The sequence below is a fragment of the Caulobacter sp. FV2ps19 genome (assembly GCF_058681035.1).
On sequence record NZ_CM178729.1, the window covers coordinates 1131989 to 1158258 of the forward strand.

General features: G+C 67.6%; 27 protein-coding genes and 1 riboswitch. Of the genes, 10 read left to right on the forward strand and 17 right to left on the reverse strand.

Annotation, left to right across the window (positions count from 1 at the left end; genetic code table 11):
* Positions 1-6 precede the first annotated feature (6 nt).
* Positions 7-891 carry an oxygen-dependent coproporphyrinogen oxidase gene (gene hemF, locus ACW18B_RS05450; protein ID WP_492050201.1) on the reverse strand — a complete coding sequence of 295 codons (885 nt, stop codon included), beginning with the start codon at positions 889-891 and terminating at the stop codon, positions 7-9.
* Positions 888-1394, reverse strand: coding sequence for a tRNA (cytidine(34)-2'-O)-methyltransferase (locus tag ACW18B_RS05455; protein WP_492050202.1), 507 nt, complete (start codon positions 1392-1394; stop codon positions 888-890). The genes hemF and ACW18B_RS05455 overlap by 4 nt, the downstream gene beginning before the upstream one ends.
* A gap of 200 nt (positions 1395-1594) precedes the next feature.
* On the opposite strand from ACW18B_RS05455, the gene petA reads away from it, so the two are divergent.
* From petA to ACW18B_RS05470, 3 genes are read left to right on the forward strand one after another with little or no spacing between them, the layout of a single operon-like run.
* The gene (gene petA / locus ACW18B_RS05460; protein WP_492050204.1) at positions 1595-2146 is read left to right on the forward strand and encodes a ubiquinol-cytochrome c reductase iron-sulfur subunit; all 552 of its coding nucleotides are present in this window, start codon (positions 1595-1597) and stop codon (positions 2144-2146) included.
* A gap of 5 nt (positions 2147-2151) precedes the next feature.
* Positions 2152-3435: a cytochrome b gene (locus ACW18B_RS05465; protein ID WP_492050206.1), complete on the forward strand. Its 1284-nt coding sequence runs from the start codon at positions 2152-2154 to the stop codon at positions 3433-3435.
* A gap of 5 nt (positions 3436-3440) precedes the next feature.
* Positions 3441-4295: a cytochrome c1 gene (locus ACW18B_RS05470; protein ID WP_492050208.1), complete on the forward strand. Its 855-nt coding sequence runs from the start codon at positions 3441-3443 to the stop codon at positions 4293-4295.
* Between the two features lie 23 nt (positions 4296-4318).
* Here ACW18B_RS05470 and ACW18B_RS05475 read toward each other — a convergent pair whose 3' ends face one another.
* Complete coding sequence (locus tag ACW18B_RS05475; RefSeq protein WP_492051614.1) at positions 4319-5089, reverse strand: pepsin/retropepsin-like aspartic protease family protein; 771 nt, start codon at positions 5087-5089, stop codon at positions 4319-4321.
* A 190-nt stretch (positions 5090-5279) separates the two neighbouring features.
* Here ACW18B_RS05475 and ACW18B_RS05480 point away from each other — a divergent pair, with 190 nt between their 5' ends.
* Together ACW18B_RS05480 and ACW18B_RS05485 are read left to right on the forward strand one after the other, a co-directional pair.
* Positions 5280-5957: a TMEM175 family protein gene (locus ACW18B_RS05480; protein WP_492050209.1), complete on the forward strand. Its 678-nt coding sequence runs from the start codon at positions 5280-5282 to the stop codon at positions 5955-5957.
* A 70-nt stretch (positions 5958-6027) separates the two neighbouring features.
* The gene (locus tag ACW18B_RS05485) at positions 6028-6606 is read left to right on the forward strand and encodes a DUF1579 domain-containing protein (protein ID WP_492050210.1); all 579 of its coding nucleotides are present in this window, start codon (positions 6028-6030) and stop codon (positions 6604-6606) included.
* Between the two features lie 5 nt (positions 6607-6611).
* Here the strand turns inward: ACW18B_RS05485 and ACW18B_RS05490 are convergent, their stop codons facing one another.
* From ACW18B_RS05490 to ACW18B_RS05505, 4 genes are all read right to left on the reverse strand, one after another.
* Complete coding sequence (locus tag ACW18B_RS05490) at positions 6612-7289, reverse strand: dienelactone hydrolase family protein (RefSeq protein WP_492050212.1); 678 nt, start codon at positions 7287-7289, stop codon at positions 6612-6614.
* On the reverse strand, positions 7289-7969 hold the full coding sequence (locus tag ACW18B_RS05495) for a dienelactone hydrolase family protein (protein ID WP_492050213.1): 681 nt from the start codon (positions 7967-7969) through the stop codon (positions 7289-7291). The genes ACW18B_RS05490 and ACW18B_RS05495 overlap by 1 nt, the downstream gene beginning before the upstream one ends.
* A 64-nt stretch (positions 7970-8033) precedes the next feature.
* A complete protein-coding gene (gene ychF / locus ACW18B_RS05500; RefSeq protein ID WP_492050215.1) occupies positions 8034-9134 on the reverse strand; it encodes a redox-regulated ATPase YchF in 1101 nt (366 codons plus the stop codon).
* Positions 9135-9262: 128 nt separating this feature from the next.
* Positions 9263-9601: a hypothetical protein gene (locus ACW18B_RS05505; RefSeq protein WP_492050216.1), complete on the reverse strand. Its 339-nt coding sequence runs from the start codon at positions 9599-9601 to the stop codon at positions 9263-9265.
* A 155-nt stretch (positions 9602-9756) separates the two neighbouring features.
* Between ACW18B_RS05505 and ACW18B_RS05510 the strand changes: the two genes are divergently transcribed.
* Together ACW18B_RS05510 and metE are read left to right on the forward strand one after the other, a co-directional pair.
* A complete protein-coding gene (locus tag ACW18B_RS05510; RefSeq protein ID WP_492050218.1) occupies positions 9757-10587 on the forward strand; it encodes a pirin family protein in 831 nt (276 codons plus the stop codon).
* Positions 10588-10652: 65 nt separating this feature from the next.
* Positions 10653-10881, forward strand: a riboswitch (cobalamin riboswitch).
* 119 nt (positions 10882-11000) lie between these two features.
* A complete protein-coding gene (metE, locus tag ACW18B_RS05515) occupies positions 11001-13355 on the forward strand; it encodes a 5-methyltetrahydropteroyltriglutamate--homocysteine S-methyltransferase (protein ID WP_492050220.1) in 2355 nt (784 codons plus the stop codon).
* A gap of 13 nt (positions 13356-13368) precedes the next feature.
* Here the strand turns inward: metE and ACW18B_RS05520 are convergent, their stop codons facing one another.
* From ACW18B_RS05520 to lgt, 10 genes are all read right to left on the reverse strand, one after another.
* The gene (locus ACW18B_RS05520) at positions 13369-14223 is read right to left on the reverse strand and encodes a class I SAM-dependent methyltransferase (protein ID WP_492050222.1); all 855 of its coding nucleotides are present in this window, start codon (positions 14221-14223) and stop codon (positions 13369-13371) included.
* Positions 14224-14278: 55 nt separating this feature from the next.
* Complete coding sequence (locus tag ACW18B_RS05525; RefSeq protein ID WP_492050224.1) at positions 14279-14902, reverse strand: class I SAM-dependent methyltransferase; 624 nt, start codon at positions 14900-14902, stop codon at positions 14279-14281.
* 245 nt (positions 14903-15147) lie between these two features.
* A complete protein-coding gene (locus tag ACW18B_RS05530; protein ID WP_492050225.1) occupies positions 15148-16779 on the reverse strand; it encodes an NAD(P)/FAD-dependent oxidoreductase in 1632 nt (543 codons plus the stop codon).
* Between the two features lie 177 nt (positions 16780-16956).
* A complete protein-coding gene (gene pth, locus ACW18B_RS05535) occupies positions 16957-17577 on the reverse strand; it encodes an aminoacyl-tRNA hydrolase (protein ID WP_492051616.1) in 621 nt (206 codons plus the stop codon).
* 245 nt (positions 17578-17822) lie between these two features.
* Entirely contained in the window at positions 17823-18422 is a 600-nt protein-coding gene (locus tag ACW18B_RS05540) for a 50S ribosomal protein L25/general stress protein Ctc (protein ID WP_492050227.1), read from the reverse strand.
* A gap of 164 nt (positions 18423-18586) precedes the next feature.
* On the reverse strand, positions 18587-19672 hold the full coding sequence (locus ACW18B_RS05545; RefSeq protein ID WP_492050228.1) for a hypothetical protein: 1086 nt from the start codon (positions 19670-19672) through the stop codon (positions 18587-18589).
* 135 nt (positions 19673-19807) lie between these two features.
* Positions 19808-20746 carry a ribose-phosphate pyrophosphokinase gene (locus tag ACW18B_RS05550; protein WP_492050229.1) on the reverse strand — a complete coding sequence of 313 codons (939 nt, stop codon included), beginning with the start codon at positions 20744-20746 and terminating at the stop codon, positions 19808-19810.
* A gap of 795 nt (positions 20747-21541) precedes the next feature.
* The gene (gene pgeF, locus ACW18B_RS05555) at positions 21542-22327 is read right to left on the reverse strand and encodes a peptidoglycan editing factor PgeF (RefSeq protein ID WP_492050230.1); all 786 of its coding nucleotides are present in this window, start codon (positions 22325-22327) and stop codon (positions 21542-21544) included.
* A 1-nt stretch (position 22328) separates the two neighbouring features.
* The gene (locus ACW18B_RS05560) at positions 22329-23399 is read right to left on the reverse strand and encodes a class I SAM-dependent methyltransferase (protein ID WP_492050231.1); all 1071 of its coding nucleotides are present in this window, start codon (positions 23397-23399) and stop codon (positions 22329-22331) included.
* The gene (gene lgt, locus ACW18B_RS05565) at positions 23386-24282 is read right to left on the reverse strand and encodes a prolipoprotein diacylglyceryl transferase (RefSeq protein WP_492050232.1); all 897 of its coding nucleotides are present in this window, start codon (positions 24280-24282) and stop codon (positions 23386-23388) included. The genes ACW18B_RS05560 and lgt overlap by 14 nt, the downstream gene beginning before the upstream one ends.
* Before the next feature lie 114 nt (positions 24283-24396).
* On the opposite strand from lgt, the gene ACW18B_RS05570 reads away from it, so the two are divergent.
* The 3 genes from ACW18B_RS05570 to proC all read left to right on the forward strand — a co-directional run bounded on the left by ACW18B_RS05570 (position 24397) and on the right by proC (position 26254).
* Entirely contained in the window at positions 24397-24651 is a 255-nt protein-coding gene (locus ACW18B_RS05570; protein ID WP_492050234.1) for an accessory factor UbiK family protein, read from the forward strand.
* A gap of 132 nt (positions 24652-24783) precedes the next feature.
* Positions 24784-25290 (forward strand): type III secretion system chaperone family protein, encoded by a 507-nt coding sequence (locus ACW18B_RS05575; RefSeq protein WP_492050235.1) that lies wholly within the window; start codon positions 24784-24786, stop codon positions 25288-25290.
* Positions 25291-25471: 181 nt separating this feature from the next.
* Complete coding sequence (gene proC, locus ACW18B_RS05580; RefSeq protein ID WP_492050236.1) at positions 25472-26254, forward strand: pyrroline-5-carboxylate reductase; 783 nt, start codon at positions 25472-25474, stop codon at positions 26252-26254.
* The last annotated feature ends 16 nt before the right edge of the window (positions 26255-26270 follow it).

Consider the following 26270-nt stretch of genomic DNA (forward strand, 5'->3'; position numbering starts at 1 on the left):
GGCCGGTTACGGCCACTTCACCATCGGCGGCATCGAGCTGAGGATCGACTCGACATTGCCGCCGGTCTTCAGGCCAAACATCGTGCCGCGGTCGTAGAGCAGGTTGAACTCCACATAGCGGCCACGCTGCACCAGTTGCTGCTCGCGTTCCTCAGGCGTCCAGGCCTCGCCCATGCGACGGCGAACGAGGGTGGGATAGATCTCCAGAAACGCCTTGCCGACGTCCTGGGTGAAGGCGAAGTCCCGCGACCAATCGCCGCTGTCGTGGTGGTCATAGAAGATGCCGCCGACGCCGCGCGGCTCGTTGCGATGGGGCAGGAAGAAGTACTCGTCGCACCAGGCCTTGTACTTGGCGTGCCAGTCGGGGTGGTGGGCGTCGCAGGCGCGCTGATAGGCGGCGTGGAAGTCGACGGCGTCGGGAAAGTCCTGCTGGCGCTGATAGCCCAGCAGCGGGGTCAGGTCGCCGCCGCCGCCGAACCAGCTCTTGGTCGTGGCGATGAAGCGGGTGTTCATGTGCACGGCCGGGACGCGCGGATTGGTCATGTGGGCGATCAGGCTGATCCCAGTGGCGAAGAACCGGGGGTCCGCGTCCGCGCCCGGCATGCCCTTGGCCATCTCCGGGGTGAAGGTTCCGAACACGGTCGAGCAGTGGACGCCGACCTTTTCGAACAGCCGGCCGTGCATCATCGCCATCACGCCGCCGCCGCCGGCCGCGCGGTCCCAGGGCTTGCGGACGAATCGTCCCGCCGGCCCCGGATAGAGATCGGCCGGCGCCTCATCTTCCAGGCGCTCGAATTCCGCGCAGATCTGGTCGCGCAGGCTTTCAAACCAGGTCTGGGCCAGGGCTTTTTTCTGATCGAGATCGGCAGGGGCGGGGGGCGTCGTGCTCATGCAAGCCGATTAAGGCCATCGGGCCCGGCGTGCAAATCCGCCGCTGGATCAAAAAATCCGCCGGTCTGCCGCAGAGCCTCGCCCAGGGCCATGGAGACCGTGGTGGCCAGGTTCATCGACCGGGCCTCGGGCCGCAGGGGAATCACCAGGCGGCCTTGCGCGGCGGCATGGACCTCGTCGCCGGCGCCGCGACTTTCATTGCCAAACAGCAGGGTGTCGCCGGCCTGAAACTCAAATTGGTGAAACGGAACAGCGCCCTTGGTCGTGAACAGCAGCAGGCGGCCCTCGGTCCGCTCGGGGGCGGCCAGAAAGCTGTCCCATCCGTCGTGCCGCTTCATATGGGCCAGAGGGCCATAGTCGAGGGCCGCCCGTTTGAGGCTCTTGTCGTCCAGCGGAAAGCTGCAGGGCTCGATGACGTCCAGGCCGACGCCGAAACAGGCGGCCAATCGAATCGCGGCCCCAAGGTTTTGCGGAATGCCTGGTTGAAAAAGTGCGACACGCATTCTAACGAACACCACAGGGCTAGCAGGGACATTCCTGCGAATCGAAAGGGCTTGCGGACTCACGCCGCGCGTCCGATAGGACGAACCGACCGCCGCTTTGTGGCGGAGATCCGTTCGCGGGTCGACAAAGATAAGGCGCCGCAAGGCGCTCCTCAGAGCCAGCCGGTCTCTCGGCATGGCGGAATCGAAGGGTGACTTGGGTGGCCGACACCGCCGTGGGCGCAACAACCGAGCCGGAGCATGGGGCTGATCCCAGCCGGCGTGACTTCATTTACATCGCGACGATCGCCGCCGCCGCTGGCGCTGGCGCGTCGCTGGTATGGCCGTTCGTCGATCAGATGAACCCGTCAGCCGATACGCTGGCCCTGGCCTCGATCGAGTTCGACCTGACCAAGGTCGTCGAGGGGCAGCAGGTCACGCTGAAGTGGCGCGGCAAGCCTTTGTTCGTTCGCAACCGGACCCAGGCGGAAATCGCCGCGGCCGTGAAAGACGACAACGCGTCGATGAAGGATCCCCAGAAGGACGCCGACCGGGTCAAGCCCGGCAAGGCGCAATGGCTGGTCCTGATCGGCAGCTGTACGCACCTGGGCTGCGTGCCCACGTTCGGCGGCGGCGATTACGGCGGCTGGTTCTGCCCGTGCCACGGCTCGGTGTACGACACCTCGGGCCGTATCCGTAAGGGCCCGGCGCCCCTGAACCTGGCGGTTCCGGAGTACGCCTTCCTCACCGACACCAAGGTCAAGATCGGCTAAGCGAGATGAGCGGACATTCGACTTATCAACCGAAAACCGGTTTCGAGCGCTGGCTCGACGCCCGTCTTCCCATCGTGCGCCTCGGCTATGACAGCTTCGTCGACTATCCGACGCCGCGGAACCTGAACTACTGGTGGACCTTCGGCGGCATCCTGTCGCTGTGCCTGGCCTCGCAGCTGATCACCGGCATCATCCTGGTGATGCACTATACGCCGAGCGCCGATCACGCCTTCAACTCCGTCGAGCACATCATGCGCGACGTGAACTACGGCTGGCTGATCCGCTACATGCACGCCAACGGGGCGTCGATGTTCTTCATCGCCGTCTACATCCACATGTTCCGCGGCCTCTATTACGGATCCTACAAGGCGCCGCGCGAAGTGCTGTGGCTGCTGGGCTGCGTGATCTATCTGCTGATGATGGCCACCGCCTTCATGGGCTACGTCCTGCCCTGGGGTCAGATGTCCTTCCACGGCGCCGTCGTGATCACCAACCTGTTCGGCGCCCTGCCGATCGTGGGTCCGGCGATCACCACCTGGCTGTGGGGTGGCTTCGCCGTCGATGGCGCGACCCTGAACCGCTTCTTCTCGCTGCACTACCTGCTGCCCTTCATGATCGCGGGCGTCGTGATCCTGCACATCTGGGCCCTGCACGTGGTCGGCCAGAACAACCCGACGGGCGTGGATCCCAAGTCGAAAGCCGACACCTTGCCCTTCACGCCGTACGCCACGGTGAAGGACGGCTTCGCGATGAGCATCTTCCTGATCCTGTTCGCGGTGTTCGTGTTCTATCTGCCCAACGCTCTGGGTCACTCGGACAACTACATCCCCGCCAACCCGCTGGTGACGCCGGCCCACATCGTTCCGGAATGGTACTTCCTGCCGTTCTACGCGATCCTGCGGGCCGTGCCGGACAAGCTGATGGGCGTGCTGGCCATGTTCGGCGCCATCGCCTGCCTGTTCGCCCTGCCCTGGCTGGATACCTCCAAGGTGCGCTCGATGCGCTACCGTCCGACCGCGAAGGTCTACTTCCTGTTCTTCGTGGTGGCGTGCTGCGTGCTGGGCGTCTGCGGCGGCAAGCTGCCGAGCGATCCGGTCATTCCGCACCTGACCACGTTCAACGCCTTCGACGCCGACCTCAACAGCTATGTGTGGCTGTCGCGTGTCGCGGCGCTGTACTACTTCGGCTTCTTCCTGGTGATCCTGCCGATCCTGGGTCTGAAGGAAACGCCTCTGCCCGTGCCGGACTCGATCGCGTCCCCGGCGCTGTCGCCTGAAAAGAAGGGCTGATCCCGATGCTGCGTAAACTCACTACTCTTGCAGCGGTCGCGGGTCTGATGGCCGCCGCCGTTTGCGGCCCGGCCCTGGCCAGCGGCAAGAAGGAAGAGCCCAAGGACGTCCACTGGTCGTTCGAAGGTCCCTTCGGCAAGTTCGACCAGGCCCAGCTGCAGCGTGGCTACAAGGTCTATCGGGAGGTCTGCTCGTCCTGCCACTCGATGAGCCTGGTCAGCTTCCGCAACCTCGGCGACAAGGGCGGCCCGTTCTACGACGCCAAGTACAAGAACCCGAACGACAACCCGTGGGTGAAGGCGATCGCCAAGGACTACGAGGTCGATGATATCGACTCCGAGACCGGCGATCCCATCAAGCGTCCGGCCACCAGCGCCGACCGCTTCCACGCGCCGTTCCCCAACGAGCCGGCCGCCCGCGCCAGCAACGGCGGCGCCCTGCCGCCGGACATGTCGCTGCTGGCCAAGGCTCGCGAAGGCGGCCCGGCCTATATCTACTCGCTGATCACCGGCTATGAAGAGCCCCCCAAGGGCCTGAAGGTCGGCGCCAACCAGCACTACAACCCCTATATGGCCGGTGACCTCACCTCGGCGTGGTCGGGCTCGCACGAGCACGTTCCGCCCGGTGGCTTCATCGCCATGGCTCCGCCGCTGAAGGCCGACCTGGTCACCTTCGACGACGGCACCAAGTCGACCGTCGACCAGCAGGCCAAGGACGTCTCGGCCTTCCTGATGTGGGCCGCCGAGCCCAAGCTGGAAGAGCGCAAGAAGATGGGCTTCGTGGTCATCCTCTATCTGCTGCTGTTCTCGGGGCTGCTCTATGCCAGCTACCGCAAGGTCTGGAAGAACGAGTCGCACTGACCGTTCCGACAGCTTGAACACGATCAGGGCCTGGCGGCGACGCCGGGCCCTTTTTCGTTGAGCGCCTTTTTCGGGGCCGGCGTCAGCCACAGCCGCCCCGCCGCCGGGTCGAGCCGCAGGCGATAGGCGGACAGGATCTGGACGCCCAGCGCCCCGACCACGCCCTGCGGCAGATCGCCGGCCTTCACCGCCGGCACGTTCTGGTGAAGCACGCCATTCCAGGACAGGGCCCGCAGGGTTCCCGCCGGCTTCTGGCGCGGCGCGTCAGCCGCCCCCCGCGCCCGCACCCCGCCGTTCGAGGCGGTGTCCAGGGCGAAGGCGCCGGAGATCCCCTGATCGCCGCGTGAGACCGCCGCCCGCACCGTCGGCACACCCTGCACCTGGGTCACCGCCACGCTGCGCCCGCGCGGCCTGTGGCGGCCGCCTGGAAGGTCCAGGCGCAGACGGCAGGGCGAGAAGTCGATGGTCACGACATAGCGGTTCAGAATATCGGCCCCGATCACCCCATTGATCGGGGTGACGAAGCCCACGCTGCGATAGTCCAGGTCGCGCACCTTCACCGGGGCCGCCGCGACCCGCTGGCCGGCCAGGCGGACAGGCAGGGTCAGGTCGGTCTCCGCATAGCCCGACATCTGCGCCTTGGTCTCATGCAGCAGGGTGGTGGGCGCCGACAGGTCGATGACATAGTCGCCGGCCATGTCGGCGAGGGTCGCGGGCGCGATGATCGCGCCGTTCTCGAACCAGCAGGCGGTCTCGCCGGCGCGCGCGATGGCGGGAAAGATCAAGCCAGTCATCGCCAGTGACAGAACGATCAACGGAGCGGACGCGTGACGCATAAGGCCAGCCTAGCTCAGCCTTACGGGTTCGACGACGGTTTCCGAGCAGAGCGGAGTCGATGACCTTCAACGCTTGAGGGACAGGCGCCGGTGGACACTGGAGGGATCGGCGCCATCATGGGGCGTTCTCTGCGGGAGGGGCTGAGGCATGGTCGAGCGCGAAGATCACGAGTATGAGGCCGCAAAGCGGCTGGACGCCTTCGTGGACGCCGCTTTCGCCTTCGCGGTGACCTTGCTGGTGATCGCCGGGGCGGACGGGGTTTCGACCCTTCCGGCGCTGTGGGCGGCCATGGGGCGAATTCCGGCTTCACTGGGCGCCTTTGCACTGATCACAATGTTCTGGCTGGCCTATCGCGATTTCGCGCGTTTCGCGCCACGCCGCGACGCCCTGTCCAGCCTCAACGCCCTCGCCATCGTTTTCGTGGTGCTGATCTATGTCTTTCCGCTCCGGATGCTGGCCGAGACCGGCTTTGTCTGGATCTCGGGCGGGCGGCTGCCAGGCGCGATGATCATCCACAGCCTGGACGACCTGCGCCTGCTGTTTCGAGTTTATGGCGTGGGCTTTACGGTCTTGGCCTGCCTGTTCTGCTGCCTCTACGCCCATGTCGTCGGGGCCGGCGAGCGATTGGGTCTTGCGCCGGGCGCACGGGTGCGTGCGCGCGCTAGTACCGAGATCTGGATGATCATCGCCGTCAGCGGAGTGATTTCTGTTCTGCTGACCTTCGCGCCAATCCGTCTGGCGCCCTGGCTGCCGGGGATGGCCTATTGGTGCATTCCAGCAGCCATCGTCATACGCGCTCGACTGGTCAGGACAGCAGAGCGCTGACGTATCGCCACCGATTGACGAAAAGGGCTTTGCTTATCAAAGTATGTGACCTTCCTTTCGGAGAACCCCCATGTCTCGCTCGTTTGTTTCGGCCGCCGCTGTCGCCGTGCTCTGGATCGCCGCGCCGGCCCTGGCCCAGGCGCCGTCCGACCCGGCGACGCGCCTGGCCGCCCAGAAACAGGCCCTCGGCAAGCTGGCCATGATGGACGGCGTCTGGCGCGGTCCGGCCTGGATCCGGATGGGCGACGGCGCCAAGCACGAGATCACCCAAACCGAACGCGTCGGCCCGCTGCTGGACGGCACGGTGAAGGTGATCGAGGGGCGCGGCTATGAACCCAACGGCGCAACGGGGTTCAACGCTCTGGGCGTAATCTTCTACGAGCCGTCGACCGACGCCTTCACCCTGCGCTCCTACGCCACGAGCTACATGGGCGACTTCCCGCTGATGGTCACGGGTGACGGCTATGTCTGGGAGGTCCCGGCCGGGCCGATGACCATCCGCTATACCGCCGTCTTCAAGGACGGGACCTGGCGTCAGGTCGGTGAGCGGATCATGCCGGGGCGACCGCCGGTGCAGATGTTCGAGATGACCCTGACGAGACTGGGCGACAGCGCCTGGCCGGGGGCGGGGGCGGTCGCGGCGAAATAGGGCGCTCAGACCTCGCCCTTGGCGCCGCCGCCGCGCTGGAACAGCTGCAGGGTGCGCAGCATGGCCAGACTGGCGCTGTCGGCATGATAGCCGTTGGGGGCGACGAAGGCGTGGCCGGCGTCGTAGAGCCACACCGGCACGTCTGGATGCGCCGCCTGGATGGTCTCGACGTCGGCCATCGGGATCAGGCTGTCGCGCTTGCCGAAATGCAGGGCGGTCGGCGCCTTGGGGGTCTCGTCGACATACCGGATGATGTCGCCGCCGTAGAAGCACGACACGCCTGACAGGCCCGTGCAGCGCGCCGCCGCCAGCCAGGCGGTCGTGCCGCCATAGCAGAAGCCCAGGGCGAACACCGGGCCTTCCATGGCCTCGATACAGGTCTGGACGCGGGGTATGGCGCTGGCGCCCCAGCCGGTCACGGCGCCCATGCTCATGCGCTGATCGAGGATGGACGGGTCGCTATTGGCCTCAGGGAAGGGCGCGTCGGCGGCGTCGAACAAGGCGGGGGCAATCACCTCATAGCCCTGATCGGCCAGGGTGTCGGAGAGTTCGCGGATGTGCGGCGTCACGCCCCAGATGGCGTGCAGGATCACCAGGCCGCCGCGCCGGGCGTCCTGGTGGCGCGCGTGATAGGCGCTGAAAGGCGCGCCGTCGCGGGTGGCCAGGGCGATGGACTCGCCCATCAGACTGCGCCGAAGGACTGGAACAGGGCCAGGGTCCGCTGACGCGCCAGCTTGGCGTCTTCGAGGTCGGAATCGGGCCGGCCGTCATTGTTGAAGCCGTGGCCGCTGGCCTCGTAGATATAGACGGGAACCTCGGGCTGGGCGGCGCTGAGGGTCGACTGGACGTCTTCGGCCGGGATGTGGGCGTCCTTGCGGCCCAGATGGACGATCACCGGGCAAGACAGCGGCAAGGCGGCGTTGGCCGCGACCATGCTGCCATAATAGGATGACCCCGCGGCCAGGCCCCTCAGCTTGCCGGCCGCCAGCCAGACCAGCGATCCGCCCAGGCAATAGCCCACGGCGAACACCGGACCGCGCGGCGCCAGCTCATCGATACAGGCCTGGATGTCGGACAGCATCTTCTCGGCGCCGATGGTGTTGACGTGGCTGACGCCGGTCTGGAAGCCCTTGGGGTCATGCTCGGCGATGAAGCCGGGCTCGGCGCGGTCGAAAATCGATGGGGCCAGCACCTCGAAACCCAAGGCCGACCAGCGCGCCACGTCGGCGACGACATACTGGTCCAGGCCGAAGATCTCCTGGATCACCACGATCCCGCCCTTGCGCTCGCCCTGCGGCTGCGCATGCAGGGCGTTGAAGGCGAAGCCGTCGATCGCTGAGGTCAGGGTGATCTTGTCGGACATGCGGGCCTCCTCGCCAATAAAAAGCGGCCGGGACGTTTCCGTTCCGGCCGCTTGATATGGTGTCCTAGACGTTGAACCGGAAGTGCATCACGTCGCCGTCCTTGACGACATATTCCTTGCCCTCGGCCCGCATCTTGCCGGCTTCCTTGGCGCCGTTTTCACCGCCCAGCTTGATGAAGTCGTCAAAGGCGATGGTTTCGGCGCGGATATAGCCCTTCTCGAAGTCGGTGTGGATGACGCCGGCCGCCTGCGGGCCGGTGTCGCCCACATGGATGGTCCAGGCGCGGGCTTCCTTGGGGCCGACTGTGAAATAGGTCTGCAGGTCCAGCAGTGTGTAGGCTTCGCGGATCAGGCGGTTGAGGCCCGGCTCTTCCAGGCCCAGGGTCTCGAGGAATTCGGCGCGTTCCTCGGCGTCCAGCAGGGCGATCTCGCTCTCGATCTGGGCCGAGATGACCACGCTTTTGGCGTTGTCCTTGGCGGCGCGTTCGGCCACCAGGTCACTGAACGTGTTGCCCTTGTCGGCGCTGCCTTCATCGACATTGCAGACATAGAGGGCCGGCAGCGAGGTCAGCAGCTGCAGCATGTGCCACGCCTTCTCGTCATCGGCGTCGATCTTGGCGGCGCGGGCCGGGCGGCCTTCGCGCAGCAGGGCCAGGGCGATATTGGCCAGGCGCAGGGTGTTGGCGCTCTCCTTGTCGGCGCCGACCTTGGCGCGCTTTTCGAGGGCCGGAACGCGCTTTTCCAGGCTTTCCAGATCGGCCAGCATCAGCTCCATCTCGATGATCTCGAGATCGCTGATCGGGTCGATGCGGCCTTCCACGTGGACGATGTCGCCGTCTTCAAAGCAGCGGGCCACGAAGGCCACGGCGTCGCAGTCGCGGATATTGGCCAGGAACTGGTTGCCCAGGCCTTCGCCCTTGCTCGCGCCGCGCACCAGGCCGGCGATGTCGACAAAGGTGATGCGGGCCGGGATGATTTCCTTCGAACCGCTGATCTTGGCCAGGGCCTCCAGGCGCGGCTCGGGCACGGCCACCTCGCCGGTATTGGGCTCGATCGTGCAGAACGGATAGTTGGCGGCCTGGGCCGACGCCGTCTGGGTCAGAGCGTTGAACAGGGTGGACTTGCCGACATTGGGCAGGCCGACGATGGCGACTTTTAGGGCCATGGAACTCTCGTGAATTTCGTTGGCCGCGACCTAGCACGGATCGGCGGCGAACGCGAAGGGCAGGGCGGTTAAGCCCCGTTCGCCTCAGAGCGTCGTCGATCGCGGGTGAAGCGCGGCCCGCGGAGAGCCTAGCCCAGCCGCAGCCACGTTCTGGTGCTGGTCGCCGAGTACGAAACGGTCAGCTTCGACTCCATGGCCTGGGTCATCAATTGCATGGTCCCGGCGCTTCCCTCGTGCCTGGGCACGATCAGGGTGGCCGCGACCTGACCCTTGCTGTCGGGCGCCGACAGGGAGGCCTTGAGGCCCGGATGGGCGGCCGTCTGGCTCACCAAGTAGCGGTCCACCTGGGCGGGCGCGCCCTGAACGACAATCCGAGCGGAGGTTGTCTTGACGCCGCAGCCAGCCGTGGATGCCGCCGCCAGCAGCACAAGAAGAGCGCGAACACCGAATACGGCCGGACGGGTCATGCTGTTTCTCCGTCGCGCTTCAGGCGACCACCTCAGTGTCATGCTCCTAATGCGTGTTGTAAAGCGCTGCGCCGTCAAAAGGGGTTCGCGCTCGCCCCGCCACTTGCATCAACTGTAACCGTACCCGATATCAAAGGCGGAAAAGGAGCCGTGAGATGAGCCTTCGACCTGTCGTGAAAATCGTCAAGGGCGTCCCCGCCTCGGATGGCGACGGCGTGCGCCTGACCCGCATGCTGGGCACCCAGGAAGCCCAGATGTTCGACCCGTTCCTGATGCTGGACTGTTTCGACAACGATCAGGCATCTGACTATATGGGCGGCTTCCCCGACCATCCGCATCGCGGCTTCGAGACCGTGACCTACATGCTGGAAGGCCGGATGCGGCACCGCGACAATACCGGTCGCGAGGGGATCATCGGCCCTGGCGGCATCCAGTGGATGCGGGCCGGCAAGGGCATCGTCCACTCCGAAATGCCCGAGCAGTCAGAGGGCCGCATGCGCGGCTTCCAGCTGTGGGTCAATCTGCCGGCAAAGCTGAAGATGAGCGCGCCGGGCTATTCGGAGTTCGAGAGCGACGCCATCCCGGTCGAGGCCCGCGACGGCGGCGTCACCGTCAAGGTGATCTCGGGCGTCACCGATGGCGGCACGGCCGGACCCATCGGCGGCGGCGCGGTCGACGCGCTGTATTTCGACGTCGTGCTGCCGGCCGGAACGCGGTTCGAAGAGCCCGTGGGCGATGACCGCAACGCCATGCTGGCGGTCTATGAGGGCCAGGTCCGCGTGGCCGGCGGCAAGGTCGACGCCCTGTCAGGCGTGTTCCTGGGCCAGGGCGACACCGTGCTGGTCGAGGCGGTCACCGACGCCCGGGTGCTGCTGATCGCCGGGCGTCCGATCGAAGAGCCGGTGTTCTGGCACGGCCCGTTCGTGATGAACTCGCGCGACGAGATCGTGCAGGCCTTCGAGGACTTCCAGTCCGGCAAGTTCTGACGCTGATCTCCAAAATCACATAAAGATATCCTTATGTCTCTGTTGACGCGCGGGGCCGTCCCGTGCTTCTTGCGGCCTGTCGTGGTCCGCGTGCGCTTTGGCGTGCGTGGCTAAGAGGGAAGTCGGTGAGGGCGTGAAACCCCGATCCCGGCGCTGCCCCCGCAACTGTGAGCGGTGAGCCGCTGTCCGTTACGTGTCACTGATCCGCCGAACTTCATCGGTGGCGGATCGGGAAGGCCAGGGCAGGGGCGTTGACCCGTGAGCCAGGAGACCTGCCCCGACAGATAACGTCCTCCGGCGGGGTGCCCGGTCTGGTCGCTAGCAAGGCGCGACCGGGCCGTGATGTCCCGTGCGCGACCGCCTGCGCGCGTCCCGATCAGCCTCTCGCCATCATCTGGCAGAGGTTTTGAACCATGACCGTCACCGTCGCCACCCTGGGCTTTCCCCGCATCGGCCCCCGTCGCGAGCTCAAGCGCGTGCTGGAAGAGCATTGGGCCGGACGGCTCGACGCCGCCGGCCTGCTGACCGCCGCCGCCGCCCTGCGCGGCCAGACCTGGGCCCGTCAGGCCGCCCTGGGCGTGGATCACGTGCCCAGCAACGACTTCTCCCTCTATGACCACGTGCTGGACACCAGCGTCATGGTGGGGGCCATCCCGCCGATCTATGGCTGGACGGGCGGGCCGGTCGATACCCCCACCTATTTCGCCCTGGCCCGCGGGACCCAGGGGCAGGCCGCCGAAGTCTGCGCCCACGGCCACGTCCATGAGCCGGTCAACGACCCCGCGGCCGGCCTGCCGGCGATGGAAATGACCAAGTGGTTCGACACCAACTATCATTATCTGGCTCCCGAGGTGTCGCGCGGCCAGACCTTCGCCCTGACCTCGACCAAGCCGATCGACGAGTTCCTGGAGGCCAAGGCGCAGGGGATCCAGACCCGCCCGGTGCTGCTGGGGCCGGTGACCTTCCTGAAACTGGCCAAGAGCCGCGATCCGGACTTCCAGCCCCTGACGCTGCTGTCGGCGCTGATCCCGGTCTATGCGCAGGTGCTGCAGCGTCTGGCCCAGGCCGGCGCGGACTGGGTGCAGATCGACGAGCCCTGCCTGGCCCTGGACCTGACCGACTTCGAGCGCGGCGAGCTGCGGCGGGCCTATGGCGCCCTGACCCACGCCGCGCCGGAGCTGCGGCTGATGCTGACCAGCTATTTCGGAAGCTTCGGGGACAATCTGGCCACGGCGGTCAACCTGCCGGTCGAGGGTCTGCACCTGGACCTGGCCCGCGCGCCGCAGGATCTGGAGGTCGTGCTGGCCGCCGCGCGGGAGAGCCTGGTGCTGTCTCTGGGCGTGATCGACGGCCGCAATGTGTGGCGCGCCGATCTGGAGGCCCTGCTGGATCGTCTGGAGCCGGTGGTGGCGGCGCGCGGCGGAGACCGGGTGATCCTGGCCCCATCCTGCTCGCTGCTGCACACGCCGGTGGATCTGTCGGCGGAGACCCGGCTGGATCCCGAGGTCGCCCAGTGGCTGGCCTTCGCCGTGCAGAAGGTCGAGGCGCTGGTCGTTCTGGCCGGGGCCCTGAACGCCGGTCGCGCGTCGGTCCGGCCCCAGTTGGAGGCCGCCGCGGCCGCCGCCGCCGCGCGCCGCACCTCCAGCCGGATCCACGATCCCGCCGTTCAGGCCCGCCTGGCCGCCGTGACCCCGCAGGACGCCCGCCGGGCCACGCCCTTTAGCCGGCGCATCGCGCTTCAGCATGCCGATCTGAACCTGCCGCCCCTGCCGACCACGACCATCGGCTCGTTCCCCCAGACCCAGGCGGTGCGCAAGGCCCGCTCGGCCCATGCCCGGGGCGAGATCAGCGACGGCGACTATCAGGCCTTCCTGCGTCAGGAGACCGCCGCCGCCGTCGCCTGGCAGGAAGAGATCGGTCTGGACGTGCTGGTGCACGGCGAGTTCGAGCGCAACGACATGGTGCAGTATTTCGGCGAGCAGCTGTCGGGCTTTGTCTTCACCCAGCACGCCTGGGTGCAATCCTATGGCTCGCGCTGCGTGCGGCCGCCGATCCTGTATGGCGACGTTTCGCGGCCTCGCCCGATGACGGTGGAGTGGTGGCGCTACGCCCAGGGCCTGACCGAGCGGCCAATGAAGGGCATGCTGACAGGGCCGGTCACCATCCTGCAGTGGTCTTTCGTGCGCGACGACATTCCCCGCAGCCAGACCTGCCGGCAGATCGCCCTGGCGATCCGCGACGAGGTCGTCGATCTCGAGGCGGCCGGGGCGCGGATCATCCAGATCGACGAGGCGGCCCTGCGCGAGGGCCTGCCCCTGCGCCGCGCCGACTGGCAGGCCTATCTGGACTGGGCGGTCGAGGCCTTCCGTCTGGCCGCCTCGGGCGTGGCCGATCGCACCCAGGTCCACACCCACATGTGCTATTCGGAGTTCAACGACATCATCGCCGCCATCGGGGCGATGGACGCCGATGTGATCTCGATCGAGACCGCGCGGTCGAAGATGGAGCTGCTGGAGGCCTTCTCCACCTATGCCTATCCGGCCCAGATCGGACCGGGCGTCTATGACATCCACGCGCCGCGCGCGCCGGGGGCGGCCGAGATGGCCGAGCTGCTGACCCTGGCGGGGCGCCGGCTGTCGTCGGCCCAGCTGTGGGTCAATCCCGACTGCGGCCTGAAGACCCGCCGCTGGGAGGAGGTTCGTCCCGCCCTGGTCAACATGGTCGCCGCCGCCAGGACCGCCCGGGCCGCGCTGATCGCCGGCGGCTAGCCGCCCTTCGAGCCTATCCCGCGGCGGCCTGGACGATCCAGACCGCTGCGGGCATCAGCACGCCCTGCGGTGTGGCGAAGTCGGACAGGCGGGCTCGCACGGCCTCGCGGACGGTGGGCGCCAGGTGCGGCGCTTCGCGCAGGGCCGAGCCCAGCGGGCCGACCCGAAAGGTCAGGTCCAGGGTGTCGTCGATCGAACCGCCGCCGATCATGGCGTCAAAGGGCGTGATGCGGATGTCTTCAAACCCGGCCGCCTGCAGGATCGACTCCACCCGTTGCGGATCGGCGAAAGCGAAGGGGCCCGGCGCCGTGGGGTCTGCGGGCTGGACGGGCGGCAGGAAGGGCTGGGCCGCTTCCATCGGGGCGCGCATCCACAGGTTCTCCGGATAGGGCCGCCAGCAGACGAAGGTCAGCCGACCGTCCGGCTTCAGCGCCTTGCGCAGATTGGCGAAGGCGGCCGGCGGATCGCTGAAGAACATCACGCCGAAGCGGGAAAACACGGCGTCGAGCACGCCTTCGCCGAGGTCGGCGGTCTGGGCGTCCTGTTCGAGAAACTGCGCCCGGGCCGCGTCGCCGGGGATGTCGCGCGCCCGGGCCACCGCCAGCATCGGCTCGGAGATGTCGACGCCGGTCACCTGGCCTGTCGCCCCCACCCGGCTGGCAAGGTCGAGCGTGGTCTGTCCGCAGCCGCAGCCGACATCCAGAACCCGCTCGCCGGCCTGCGGGGCCAGCACCCGGAGGGCCTCCAGACCCAGGGGCGCGATCTGACGGTCCAGCTGGCTCTGGAACTGGGCCCAGGTCTGGCCTGCCGTGGCGTTCCAATAGTCGACCTGGGCGGCGTTGGCGGCCGTGGACATCGTCTCTGACATGGGAACTCCTGGGCGCGCCGCGCCGCAAACTGGGCCTTGGGATATGGCGTCGGCGTCAGGCGACGCAAGCCACGCCCAGCTCGCACCAGCCCAAAGGCCGGGGCGCCTTGGGCATGTAGAAAGTCTGGGCCTCGTCGATCCGAAAGCCTGCGGCGGCGATGGCCGCCCCGACCGGGCGGGTCAGGCGGCAGCCGCCGGCCAGCGGCGTCCAGAACGGTTCGATCCGTCTCTGCCAGCGAGCGACCTCGGGGTCCGGCGCCAGGCCGTGCTCGCAGAACAGAAAGCGGCCGCCGGGCTTGAGCACCCGGCGCGCCTGGGCCAGCACGGCCTCGGGCGTGTGGACCGAGCACAGGGTGAAAGTGCAGACCACGGTGTCGAAGCTGTGATCGTCAAAGGCCAGGCGCTCGGCCTCTCCCGCCAGCACCTCGACCTTGAGGCCTTCGGCGCGCGGGGCCGCCATCGCCAGCGTCCGCAGGCCTTCGGAGGGATCAACGCCCGTGACGCTGGTCACCCGCGCCGGGTCATAGAAGGCCAGGTTCAGACCGCCGCCGATCCCCAGTTCCAGAACCCGCCCCTCGGCCCGCGGCACGATCCTGGCGCGCTGCTTGGCGATCGCTCCGGCCCCGCAGGCGCAGCGGATCAGCCGGGGGAGGACGTGGCGATCATAGAAGGACGTCATGGTGGTGGATCTCCCAGGCCGCGCCGCGCAAGCCGCGTGAGCGGCCTAGCGAGGGGTGAGGCCTCGGGTCGACAATGGCCAATGGCCACGGTCTGGTCCAGCTTTCCCAAGGGGAGGGCAGGGTCGATCGGCATTCAGTCAAAGCTGCGGATTCCCGGGCCGCAAGACCAAAACCACCGTCCATCCTCGGCCTTCGCGGGGATAGGCGGCGAAGGGGGGTGTCGAACATCTGAATGTCGAACGCGTTAGTCCGCGGCGGCCGCCATCCAGGCGCTGGCCACCGCCTCGGCCACCTTGATGCCGTCGATGGCCGCCGAGAGGATGCCGCCGGCATAGCCCGCGCCCTCGCCGGCCGGGAACAGGCCGGCGGTGTTGAGGCTCTGAAAGTCCTTGCCGCGGGTGATCCGGATCGGCGAGGAGGTGCGCGTCTCCACCCCGGTCAGCAGCACGTCGGGATGGTCATAGCCGGCGATCTGACGGCCAAACACCGGCAGGGCCTCGCGCATGGCCTCGATCACGAACGGCGGCAGGCAGGCCGACAGGTCGGTCATGGTCACGCCGGGCTTGTAGGACGGCGCCACCTCGCCCAGGTCGGTCGAGGGCCGGCCGGCCAGGAAGTCGCCGACCTTCTGGGCCGGCGCCGCATAGGTCGAGCCGCCGGCCACATAGGCCAGGCTCTCCCATTTGCGCTGGAACTCGACGCCCGCCAGCGGATGGCCCGGATAGTCGCGCTCGGGATCGATGCCGACCACGAAGCCGGAATTGGCGTTTCGTTCATTGCGCGAATACTGGCTCATGCCGTTGGTCACCACCCGGCCGGGCTCGGACGTCGCCGCCACCACCGTGCCGCCGGGGCACATGCAGAAGCTGTAGACCGTGCGGCCATTGGCGCAGTGACGGGCCAGGCTGTAGTCGGCGGCGCCGAGGTCGGGATGGCCCGCGCAGGTTCCAAAGCGGGCCTTGTCCATCCACGACTGCGGATGCTCGATCCGCACCCCGATCGAGAACGGCTTGGCCTCGATATGGACGCCCTGATCGTACAGCATCTGGAAGGTGTCGCGGGCGCTGTGGCCGACGGCCAGCACCACGTGCTCGGCCTCCAGAACCTCGCCGGTCGACAGCTTCAGGCCGCGCAGTCGGCGGGCGCCGTCGGCGGCGGTTTCGACCTCGATCCCATCGACCCGATGTTGCCAGCGATATTCGCCGCCCAGGGCCTCGATGGTCTCGCGCATCGACTCCACCATCGTCACCAGACGGAAGGTGCCGATGTGGGGATGGGCCTCGGTCAGGATCTCGGGCGGGGCGCCGGCCTTGACGAACTCCTCCAGCACCTTGCGGCCCAGATGGCGGGGGTCCTTGATCTGGCTCCAGAGCTTGCCGTCGGAAAAGGTGCCCGCGCCGCCCTCGCCGAACTGGACGTTGGATTCGGGGTTCAGCTCGCTACGCCGCCACAGGCCCCAGGTGTCCTTGGTGCGCTCGCGCACGGCCTTGCCGCGGTCCAGGATGATCGGCTTGAAGCCCATCTGCGCCAGGATCAGACCGGCGAACAGGCCACAAGGCCCCGCGCCGACCACCACCGGGCGGGGGCCGTCATAGGCCTTGGGCGCCTGGGCCGTCAGGCGATAGTCGGTGTCGGGCCTGATGCGCACATGAGGATCGCCGGCGAAGCGCGCCAGAACTTCCGCCTCATCGCGCAACGTTACATCGACCGAATAGACCATCAGGATCGCCGCCTTGCGCCGCGCGTCATGGGCCCGGCGGGCGACGGCGAAGTCCAGCAGGTTGCTAGCCGGAATGCCCAGGCGTTCGCACAGAGCCGGGGCCATGGCTTCGGGCGGATGGCCCAGGGGCAGCTTTAGTTCGGAGATGCGCAGCATGGTGGGGACTTAGCGTTTTTCTATCCGGAGGACACTTTCTTCTTCAGCAACAAAAGCTTGTCATCCCGGGCGGCGTCGCCGACCCGGGACCCAGGGCAGCCGCGTTGCGTTGGCCCCTGGGTCCCGGCTCTCCGCTTCGCTGCGGCCGGGATGACAAGCTTTGTGTGAGTGACGAGCTTACTCCCCGCCCTTCGGCGGCTTGCGCGGATCGGCCTTGGGGGCCGGCGCCAGGCGCATGACCTCGCCCTGATAGCGCTCGTCCTCGCCGACCGCCGCGAAGGGCAGGGCGTCGCAGATGGCGTCCAGCATCGGGTCCAGCCACTGGTGCTCGACCTTGTGGAAGTCGCCCAGGACGTAGTGCATGACCATGTCCTTGTCGCCCGGATGGCCCACGCCGATGCGGCCACGGCGGAAGGCGTCGCCGATCTGGCTGGTGATCGAGCGGATGCCGTTATTGCCCGCCGCCCCGCCGCCGGCCTTCATCCGGAAGCGGCCGGGGGCCATGTCGATCTCGTCGTGGAACACGATGACGTCGCTGGGGGCCAGCTTGTAGAACTTCATCGCCTCGCCCACGGCGCGGCCGCTCTCGTTGTAATAGGTCTTGGGTTTGAGCATCAGCAGCTTCACGGCGCCGTTCGGCGTCGGGACCGAGCCCTCGCAGGCCTGGCCCTGGAAGCGGGCGCGCCACGGCGAGGTCCCCCAGCGGCGGGCCAGGGCGTCCAGCGCCATGAAGCCGACATTGTGCCGGTTCTTCTCGTATTTGGGCTCGGGATTGCCGAGGCCGGCGAGGATCAAGATGGACAGCCGCTTGCTCCGTCTTTGAAGTTTTTGGTGCGGCGCTCTGCGTCCTTCGAGGCCCGCTGCGCGGGCGCCTCAGGATGAGGAGCATTTTGCCGGCCCTTACTCAACGTCCTCATCCTGAGGCGCCTTGCATCGCAAGGCCTCGAAGGACGCAGAGCGCTTCAGCTTCAGCCCAGAACGAAAAACGGGCGGGCTGATGAGCCCGCCCGTCTGATCGTCGATCGGAGACCCGATCCGAAGCCTTAGGCTTCGGCGGTGGTGTCGCCTTCGCCCGATTGCGACGCGGCCGAGGCCTTCAGGTTGGCGATCACGAAGTCGCGGCCCATGGCGGGCTTGACGCCGGCCGGCAGCTTGATTTCCGAGATGCGGATCACGTCGCCGATGTCGTGGCCGGCCAGGTCGATGACCAGTTCTTCGGGGATCTTGTCGGCCGGGCATTCCAGCTCGACGGTGTGACGGATGATTTCCAGCGTGCCGCCCTTCTTCAGGCCGACCGAGGTGTCATGGTTCTTGAAGTGAACCGGCACTTCGATCTTGATCAGCTGGTGCTCGTCGACGCGATACAGGTCGAAGTGGACCGGCTCGTCGGTGACGGCGTGGAACTGGACGGCCTTGGCGATGACCGATTGCTTTTCGCCGCCGTATTGCAGGGTCACCAGGTGGCCCAGCAGCTTGCCGGTGAACAGCGCCTTGCGGAATTCGTTGCTCTTGACGGCGATGTTCACGGGGGCTTGAGCGCCGCCGTACAGCACGCCGGGGACCAGGCCCTTGCGGCGGGTTTCGCGCGCGCCGCCGGTGCCGGCGCGGTCGCGGAGTTCAACGTTCAGAATGATCTCGGACATCGTGTTCTCTCTGGAGAGCCCTTGCTCTCGAAATGCGAAATCGCCGCACAGGACTGGATTGCCCCGCTCGGTCGACGGTTTTTAGGGTCGCGCTACATACACAGAAGGGCCGGACGTTGCAACGTCCGGCCCTTCTCAGGCTCTTTCGGCCCCGATTGGGCAGGCTAGGGCTTGGTCGTCGCCTTGCGGGCCGCGGCGGCCTTGGCCTTGGCGGCTTTCGAATTGCGACCGGCGCCGCCGCCCTGGGCGATCGAGGTCTTCTCGATCACCGGACGAGGCGGCTCGACGGGCATGGGGGCGCCCGAGGCCTTGATCACGCACTGGCCGGTGTCCATCAGGACATGCTGACCCAGGCAGAAGACATCCTCATAGTGCGGCTTGGAGACGGCCAGGCACTGATAGAGGTTCAGCTTGCCCATGTTCAGGCACATGGCCGAGGTGGGATCAGCCATCACCGCCTCGATCGTGGGCAGGTTTTCGTCGCCGGCCGCGCCGAGCGCCGCCAGGGCGGCCACGGCCAGGCCGCGGACCACGACAGGCTGATAGGGGCCGGGCGCCGAGCGCGGCGTCAGGGCCAGGGGTTGGGTCCCGATCGAGGCGTCGCGCAGGATCGTCACGTCGCTGGTCGCGGCCAGGGCCGGGATCGCCGACACGCTCTTGGCGTAGGCCAGGCGGCCTTCGCGGTCGGCCACCGACGCCTTGGACCAGGACGAGTGCTGCACGTCATAGGCCGCCTGCTTGACGGCCTTGCCGGCGGTGAAGACCTTCAGACCTTCGGCGCCCAGGGTGTCGATGACCAGGCCGGCGGCGGTGTCGGAGCCCGTAAAGCCGACGGCGTAGGCCGGGTCGGCGACCAGTTGGTTGATCATCTGCTGGCGCTGGGTCGGATCGACGCCGAAGCCGCGCACGGCGCCGACAAAGGCGGGATCCTGCAGGGCGATGACGGCGGCATAGGCGATGACGCCGGACAGCAGCTCCTTGGGCTCATAGGCCGCGCCCACCTTCAGGGACGACTGGATGTCGTCGCCGTTCTGGAAGTTGGGACTGATCGCGCCGGCGCGGTCCATATAGCCGCGGAAGGCGCTGGCCCGTTCGACCAGCTTGTTGGACAGGGTGATCGGCGGCGGCGGCGGCGGCGCGACGGCCACGGGCGGCGGCGGGGGCGGCGGCGTTTCGCAGCCCGCCACCACGGTGGTCAGTGCGATGGCGGCGGTCATCAGCACGACTCGCGCGCGCGAAGAGATAGGCATGTCGGGCAACTTCCCCATGAGGCAATTTTCGCGAATAGCATCCGCGACGGGCGATATTGTGACACTCAGCCCTTTAACCAGCCTTTGACAAGCGTGGCCGCAAGACCATTCGCCCGTCTGGAGAAGGCCGGGGGATCAGTCGAACAGCTTGGAGACCGATTCCTCATTGGCGATCCGGCGGATCGCCTCGCCGATCAGCGGCGCGCACGAGACATAGCGGATCTTCGGGCAGGCCTTGACCGGGTCGGACGCCTCGATGGAGTCGGTGACCACCAGCTCGGTCAGCACCGAATTGGCGACCCGCTCCGACGCCGCGCCCGACAGCACGCCATGGGTGACATAGGCGCTGACCGAAACCGCGCCCTGCGCCACCAGGGCGGCGGCCGCGTTGCACAGGGTGCCGGCCGAGTCGGCGATGTCGTCGAACAGGATGCAGCGGCGGCCCGAGACGTCGCCGATGATGTTCATCACTTCCGATTGGCCGGGGCCCGAGCGGCGCTTGTCGACGATGGCCAGGTCAGCGTCATTGAGGCGCTTGGCCAGGGCGCGGGCCCGGACCACGCCGCCGACGTCGGGCGACACCACCATCAGATCGTCGCCGACCGAATAGTTGCGGATGATGTCGTCGGCCAGCAGGCGCGAGGGCAGCAGGTTGTCGGTGGGGATGTCGAAGAAGCCCTGGATCTGGCCGGCGTGCAGATCCATGGTCAGCACCCGATCGGCGCCCGAGCGGGTGATCAGATTGGCCACCAGCTTGGCCGAGATCGGGGTGCGGCCGCCGGTCTTTCGATCCTGGCGGGCATAGCCGAAATAGGGGAGCACGGCGGTGATCCGCTTGCCCGACGCGCGCTTCAGCGCATCGATGCAGATCAGCAGCTCCATCAGGTTGTCATTGGCGGGATAGCTGGTCGACTGGATGACGAAGACATCCTCGCCGCGCACGTTCTCGTCGATGGTGACGAACACCTCGAGGTCGGCGAACCGGCGCACCTGGGCGCGGGTCAGCGGCATGTCGAGATATTCCGCGATCGACTGGGACAGCGGACGGTTCGAGTTGCCGGACAGCAGCTTCATGGGGCGCGCTCTGTGCAGGGGGTGTTGCGTTGCGGGGGCTTCTAGCAGTGATCGCCCCGGGAGCAACACCTTAACGGCCCGCACGACGGATCTGTGACGCTTTGTGGCTTTCGGGTTGGGTTTGGGCTGATCGACAATTCCTAGCGGACGCGATCTGAGGGTCAGCTTGCCGCCGGGGCGTTTAGGGCAAATTTCGACCCGTTGCAGACACTCAACGCTCGCGCCATTGTCGCCCAGGATGAGTAACATCCTTGAACCCCGCCCATCTCGTTTTGAACTGCTATCCGCTACAGCGGCCATTGCGGCCTCACTTGCAGCGGGCTCGGCGGCATCAGCCCTTTTCGTGTGGTGGCTCTACGAGGCCGCCACCTATCACGCCGTCCGTGGTCCTCGCGGCAAGTGGGTGGAACTGGCGGATAGGCCTGGCGAGTTCTGGCTGCATGTCGGCCTTACAGCTTTTTGGACGACCCTTTCCCTCGGTTTCATGACTTGGGCCTTCAAGCGTTTGGCCACTAATGGAGGCTGGAACAGGGCCGTAACCAATGTGATCCGGAGCTGGCGTTTAAGACGTAGTGGAAGCTGAAGTCGGCAATCCACCCTTTGCAGACGTTGCGGAGGTCCGCACCTGGCTCTTTTCTTCCGCTCTCCCCGGCGAAAGCCGGGGCCCAGATTCAGCCTGAGCGCCTGGGGATGATGCGCCTTCTGACCTAGCCAAGCGCCATGAGCCCTTTGGGTTCGATCTGGGCCCCGGCTTTCGCCGGGGAGAACGGGAAAGGGAAGGGCTCCGATCCGCCCTCAACCCTCCAGGCAGATCGCCGACAGCAGTCGCCCATAGTCGCCTTCGCCGTTCAGGACGGCGCGGCGGTTGGAGAAGAACAGGGCCTCTTCGACGCGGGTGTCGCGGCCCACCCATTCGCGCTGCTCGATCCCGGCGGTGCGCAGGCGATCCAGCACGAAGCCGGGCAAATCGAACATCCGCTTGTCGTCGCTGACGCCGGGCCGGAAGAACTGGCCGGACCCCGGGCTATCCGCCTCGAAGCGGTGCAGGAACTCCAGGCCCACCTCGTAGGAGCCCGGGCCGATACAGGGACCGACGGCGGCGATCATGCGTTCGGGGACGCCGCCCAGCTCGACCATGGCGTCGACGGCGGCCTGCACCACGCCGTCCAGCGCGCCGCGCCAGCCGGCATGGGCGGCGGCCACGATCCGCGCCTCGGGATCGACGATCAGCACCGGGGCGCAGTCGGCCGACAGGGCGCCGCAGACCACGCCGGGCGTGCTGGTGACGACCGCGTCGCCCTCGGGACGGGCGTCGCCCCACGAGCCGTCGGCATGGATCGCGATGGTGGAATGGATCTGGTAGCAGGTGTTGAGGTCTTCGGGCGCGACGCCGAACCAGCCGGCGCAGCGGGCCCGGTTCTCGACCACGTCGGCCGGTTCGTCCTGGCTGCCGCGTCCGACGTTCAGGCTGTCATAGAGGCCCTGCGAAACGCCGCCCCGGCGTGTGAAGAAGGCGTGGCGGACGCCGGGCGCGGCGGCCAGCAGCGGCGACTGGACGGTGGGCAGAGACCTGTGCGGCATGTCAGGCGACCTCGAAAGCCGGCGGCGTGAAACCGGGTGCGTGCAGGCACACGGCCTTGAACAACGCGCCCATCTGCGCCTGACCGGTCAGGCGATCAAGCTGTCTTGCGATCTGGTCGCCGCGATCGGGGCGGGCGGCGGCCAGGGCCTGCGCGCGCGCCTCAATGCCCAGCAGGGCGAGGAACACCGCCTGGGGCAGGATCGGCCCCGCTTGCGCGCCGGCCGCGACGCCCGCGGCCAGCACGGCGGGAAAGTCGGCCCAGACGGTCAGGTCGGCCTGGCCGGGACTTTCCAGCGGGTCGACCTTTTGATGGCCCTGGATCGCCTGCAGCGTATCGCCCTGTCCGGGCGTGTCGCGGCCATAGTCGATCAGCAGGGCCGCGCCCCCGTCTGTGGCGATGCGATGGCCGATCTCGGTTCCGAGGGCTTCCTGGGCGGGCGAGGATTCGAGGATGGTTCCGGGGTGCCTTTCCGCCGACGGTAAGGGTTCTCTTGTTAATCCCCGCAACCCAAACGCCAGATTCCCCGCCTCATCCAGCCCCACCACCCGCTCGGCCCAGCCCTTTTCGGTGCGGACGAACTGTCGGACGGGCAGGCAGTCGAGCACCTCGTTGGCGACCAGGATCAGCGGCGCGCCGGCGGGCACGGCCTCCAGCCGGTCGGCCCAGCGCGGGGCCAGGGGCGCGGCGTCCAGTCGTTGCGCCTGCAGGGCGCGCAGGGGTGGCGAGACCTCGACCAGCCACAGATCGGCGGCGGCCAGGAAGTCGGGCGCCAGGCGCGCGGCGCGCAGCAGGTCGCTGATCAGGGTCCCGTCGCCGGGCCCCATCTCGACCAGCCGGAACGGCGCGGGCCGGCCCATGCGGGTCCAGGTCTCGACCGCCCACAGGCCGATCAGCTCGCCGAACATCTGGCTGACCAGCGGCGCGGTGATGAAGTCGCCGCCGGCCCCCAGATCAGGCCGGGTGGCGTAGTAGCCGTCTTTCGGGTCGTGCAGGCAGCGGGTGAAATATTCGGCGACGCCGATCGGGCCGTCCTGGGCGATCTGGGCTTTCAGGCGATCAAGCAGGCTCATGGGTCTCGGTGACGGGTTCGCGCAGGGCCTTCCACAGCAGCCAGGCGCCGACCAGCAGCATCGGGATCGACAGCATCATGCCCATGGTCAGGCCCAGCGGGAAGTCGGGCATGCCGACATCGGGATTGCGGACATTTTCCAGCGCGGCCCGGAACAGGCCGTAGCCGACCAGGAAGGTCCCGGTCATCGCGCCGCGGCGCTGCAGCCATTTCAGCCGGTGCGAGGCCAGCCAGAGGATGGCGAACAGGGCGGCGCCTTCCAGAGCGGCTTCATACAGCTGGCTGGGGTGGCGCGGATCGGGGCCCGCCGGGCAACGGCCGCCATTGGCGGTCTGAATCGTCTGGTTGCAGAAGACGATCCCGAACGGATGGTCGGTGACCCGGCCCCACAGCTCGCCATTGATGAAATTGGCGACGCGGCCAAAGAAGATGCCGATCGGCGCGACCGGCGCGACCAGGTCGCCCAGCCGCAGAATGTCGATCTTCTGCCGGCGCGCAAACAGCAGGATCGCCACGCAGACGCCCAGGAAACCGCCGTGGAACGACATGCCGCCTTCCCAGATCTTGAAGGCCTCCAGAGGGTGGGCCAGCAGGCCGGCGCGCTGGTCGGGATTGATCAGCATATAGAACAGGATGTAGCCCAGCCGCCCACCCAGGATGATGCCCAGGGTGATCCACAGCACCAGGTCGTCGATCTGCAGCGGCGTCGCGGGCGGGGCGCGGCCGCCCCACAGCTTGGCGTCGCGGACCAGCCGCACCGCATAGCGCCAGCCCAGCAGAATGCCGGCCACATAGGCCAGGGCGTACCAGCGGATGGCCAGCGGACCCCATTGCAGGGCCAGGGGGCCGATGTGCACGACCGGGTCGATATCGGGAAAGATCACGCCGAGGGACTCCGTTCGGGACAGATCGTCGCACCCATAGCCCGTTCCCGCTTCGCTTTCATCCCCTGCTTGCCATATAAGGAGGGTCCAAAACGCCGCGCCCCTGGAATCTCGATGCACAGCCAGAACCCCTTCCTCGATGAATTCGCCAAGCTGACCCAGGCGGCCATGGGCATCGCCCAGACCGCCGGCGAGGAGGCCAAGACCGCCATGCGGGCCCAGGCGGACCGTCTGGCGGCCGAATTCGACCTGATCCGTCGCGATGATTTCGAGGCGCTGAAGGCCGAGGTCGCGGCGCTGCGCGACGAGGTTGCGGCCATGAAGGCCAAGAAAGCGCCGGCGTCGAAAAAGGCCGGGCTAGCCGAATAGGCGTTTTACCGCTCGCGCTCGACGTGAAGGGGCTGTTACCCCGCTCACGAAGCAGATTAGACTCATACGCGACGTGAGCGATTCAAGGCGGGTCTCACGCCCGCCCTCGCTCACGGGACGCGCAGGATTCCCATGGACACCCAACCGGAAGACGACGACGTCCTGATGGCACTCGATCCTCTAGAAGTGGTCGAGCATGTCTTGTCGGCCGAAAACCTGACCTTCGACCGCACCGAGGACGGTGACCTGGCCTTCGCCCTGACGGGCGACTGGAAGGACTACGAACTCTGGTTCGCCTGGCGGCCCGAGGCCGACTGCCTGCAGTTGTGCCTGTCGCTGGACCTGCGCGCGCCCAAGTCCAAGCGCGCCAGCGCCTATGAACTGCTGGCCATGATCAACCAGCGCGTCTGGCTGGGCCATTTCGAGGTCTGGACCGAGGACGGCGAAGTGGTGTTCCGCCACGCCCTGGCCCTGCCGGCCGGCGAGCGTCCCACCATGGCCCAGGCCGCCTCGATGATCGACGCGGCCGTCGAAGCCGCCGACCGCTTCTATCCGGCCTTCGACTTCCTCATCCAGGGCGCCAAGACGCCCGAAGAGGCCATGGCCGCCTGCATGTTCGAGACCGTCGGCCAAGCTTAGGGCTGGACTTTCCTTCTCCCCTTGCGGGAGAAGGTGGCCTGCGGAGCAGGACGGATGAGAGGGTTCCTCGCATCCGCCGCTGATCGGGCTTGATGGACGCCGCCGAGCGACCCCTCGTCCGTCGCTTCGCGACACCTTCTCCCGCGCGGGGAGAAGGGTTACGGCAGCGGAGCGTTCTGACATGACCCCCATCCTCCTCCTCGGCGCCGGTCGCATGGGCGGCGCTTTGATCCAGGGCTGGGCCGCGGCCGGGGCCTTCTCCGCCGCCGACCTGATCATCCGCGATCCTCATGTCGACGCCGCCGCCTTTCCCGGCGTATCGGTCAATCCGCCGCTTTCCGACCTGGCCAAGGCCAGGACCGTCCTGCTGGCGGTGAAGCCGCAGATCTGGCGTGAGGCGATCGCTGACGTCGTCCCGCACCTGGCTTCCGACGCGGTTATCGTCTCGATCGCCGCCGGCGTGCGCGCCGCTGACATTGCCGAAGCCTTCGGCGGCCGCGCCGTCGCCCGGGTGATGCCGACCACGGCCGTCGCCATCGGCCGGGGCGCGGCCAGCCTCCATGCGGTCGATCCCAGGGCGCGCGCCGCCGCCCACGCCCTGTTCGCCCCGGTCGCCACGGTGGTGGATCTGGACAGCGAAGACCTGCTGCACGCCGCCACCGCCGTCTCGGGCTCGGCCCCGGCCTATCTGTACGCCTTCATCGAGGCGCTGGAGGCGGCGGGCGCCCAGCTGGGGCTCGCCCCGGCGGCCTCAGCCCAGCTGGCCCGGGCCACCATCATCGGCGCGGCGGCCCTGATGGAGGCCGGCGGTGAAGAGCCCGCCGAACTGCGCAAGCAGGTCACCTCCCCCGGCGGCACCACGGCGGCGGCCCTGGCGGTGCTGATGGGCGAGGGCGGCTTCGGCGACCTGCTGCCCCGGGCGATGGAGGCCGCGATCGCCCGGTCGAAGGAATTGGGGGGCTAACCCCCAACGTTCGCCA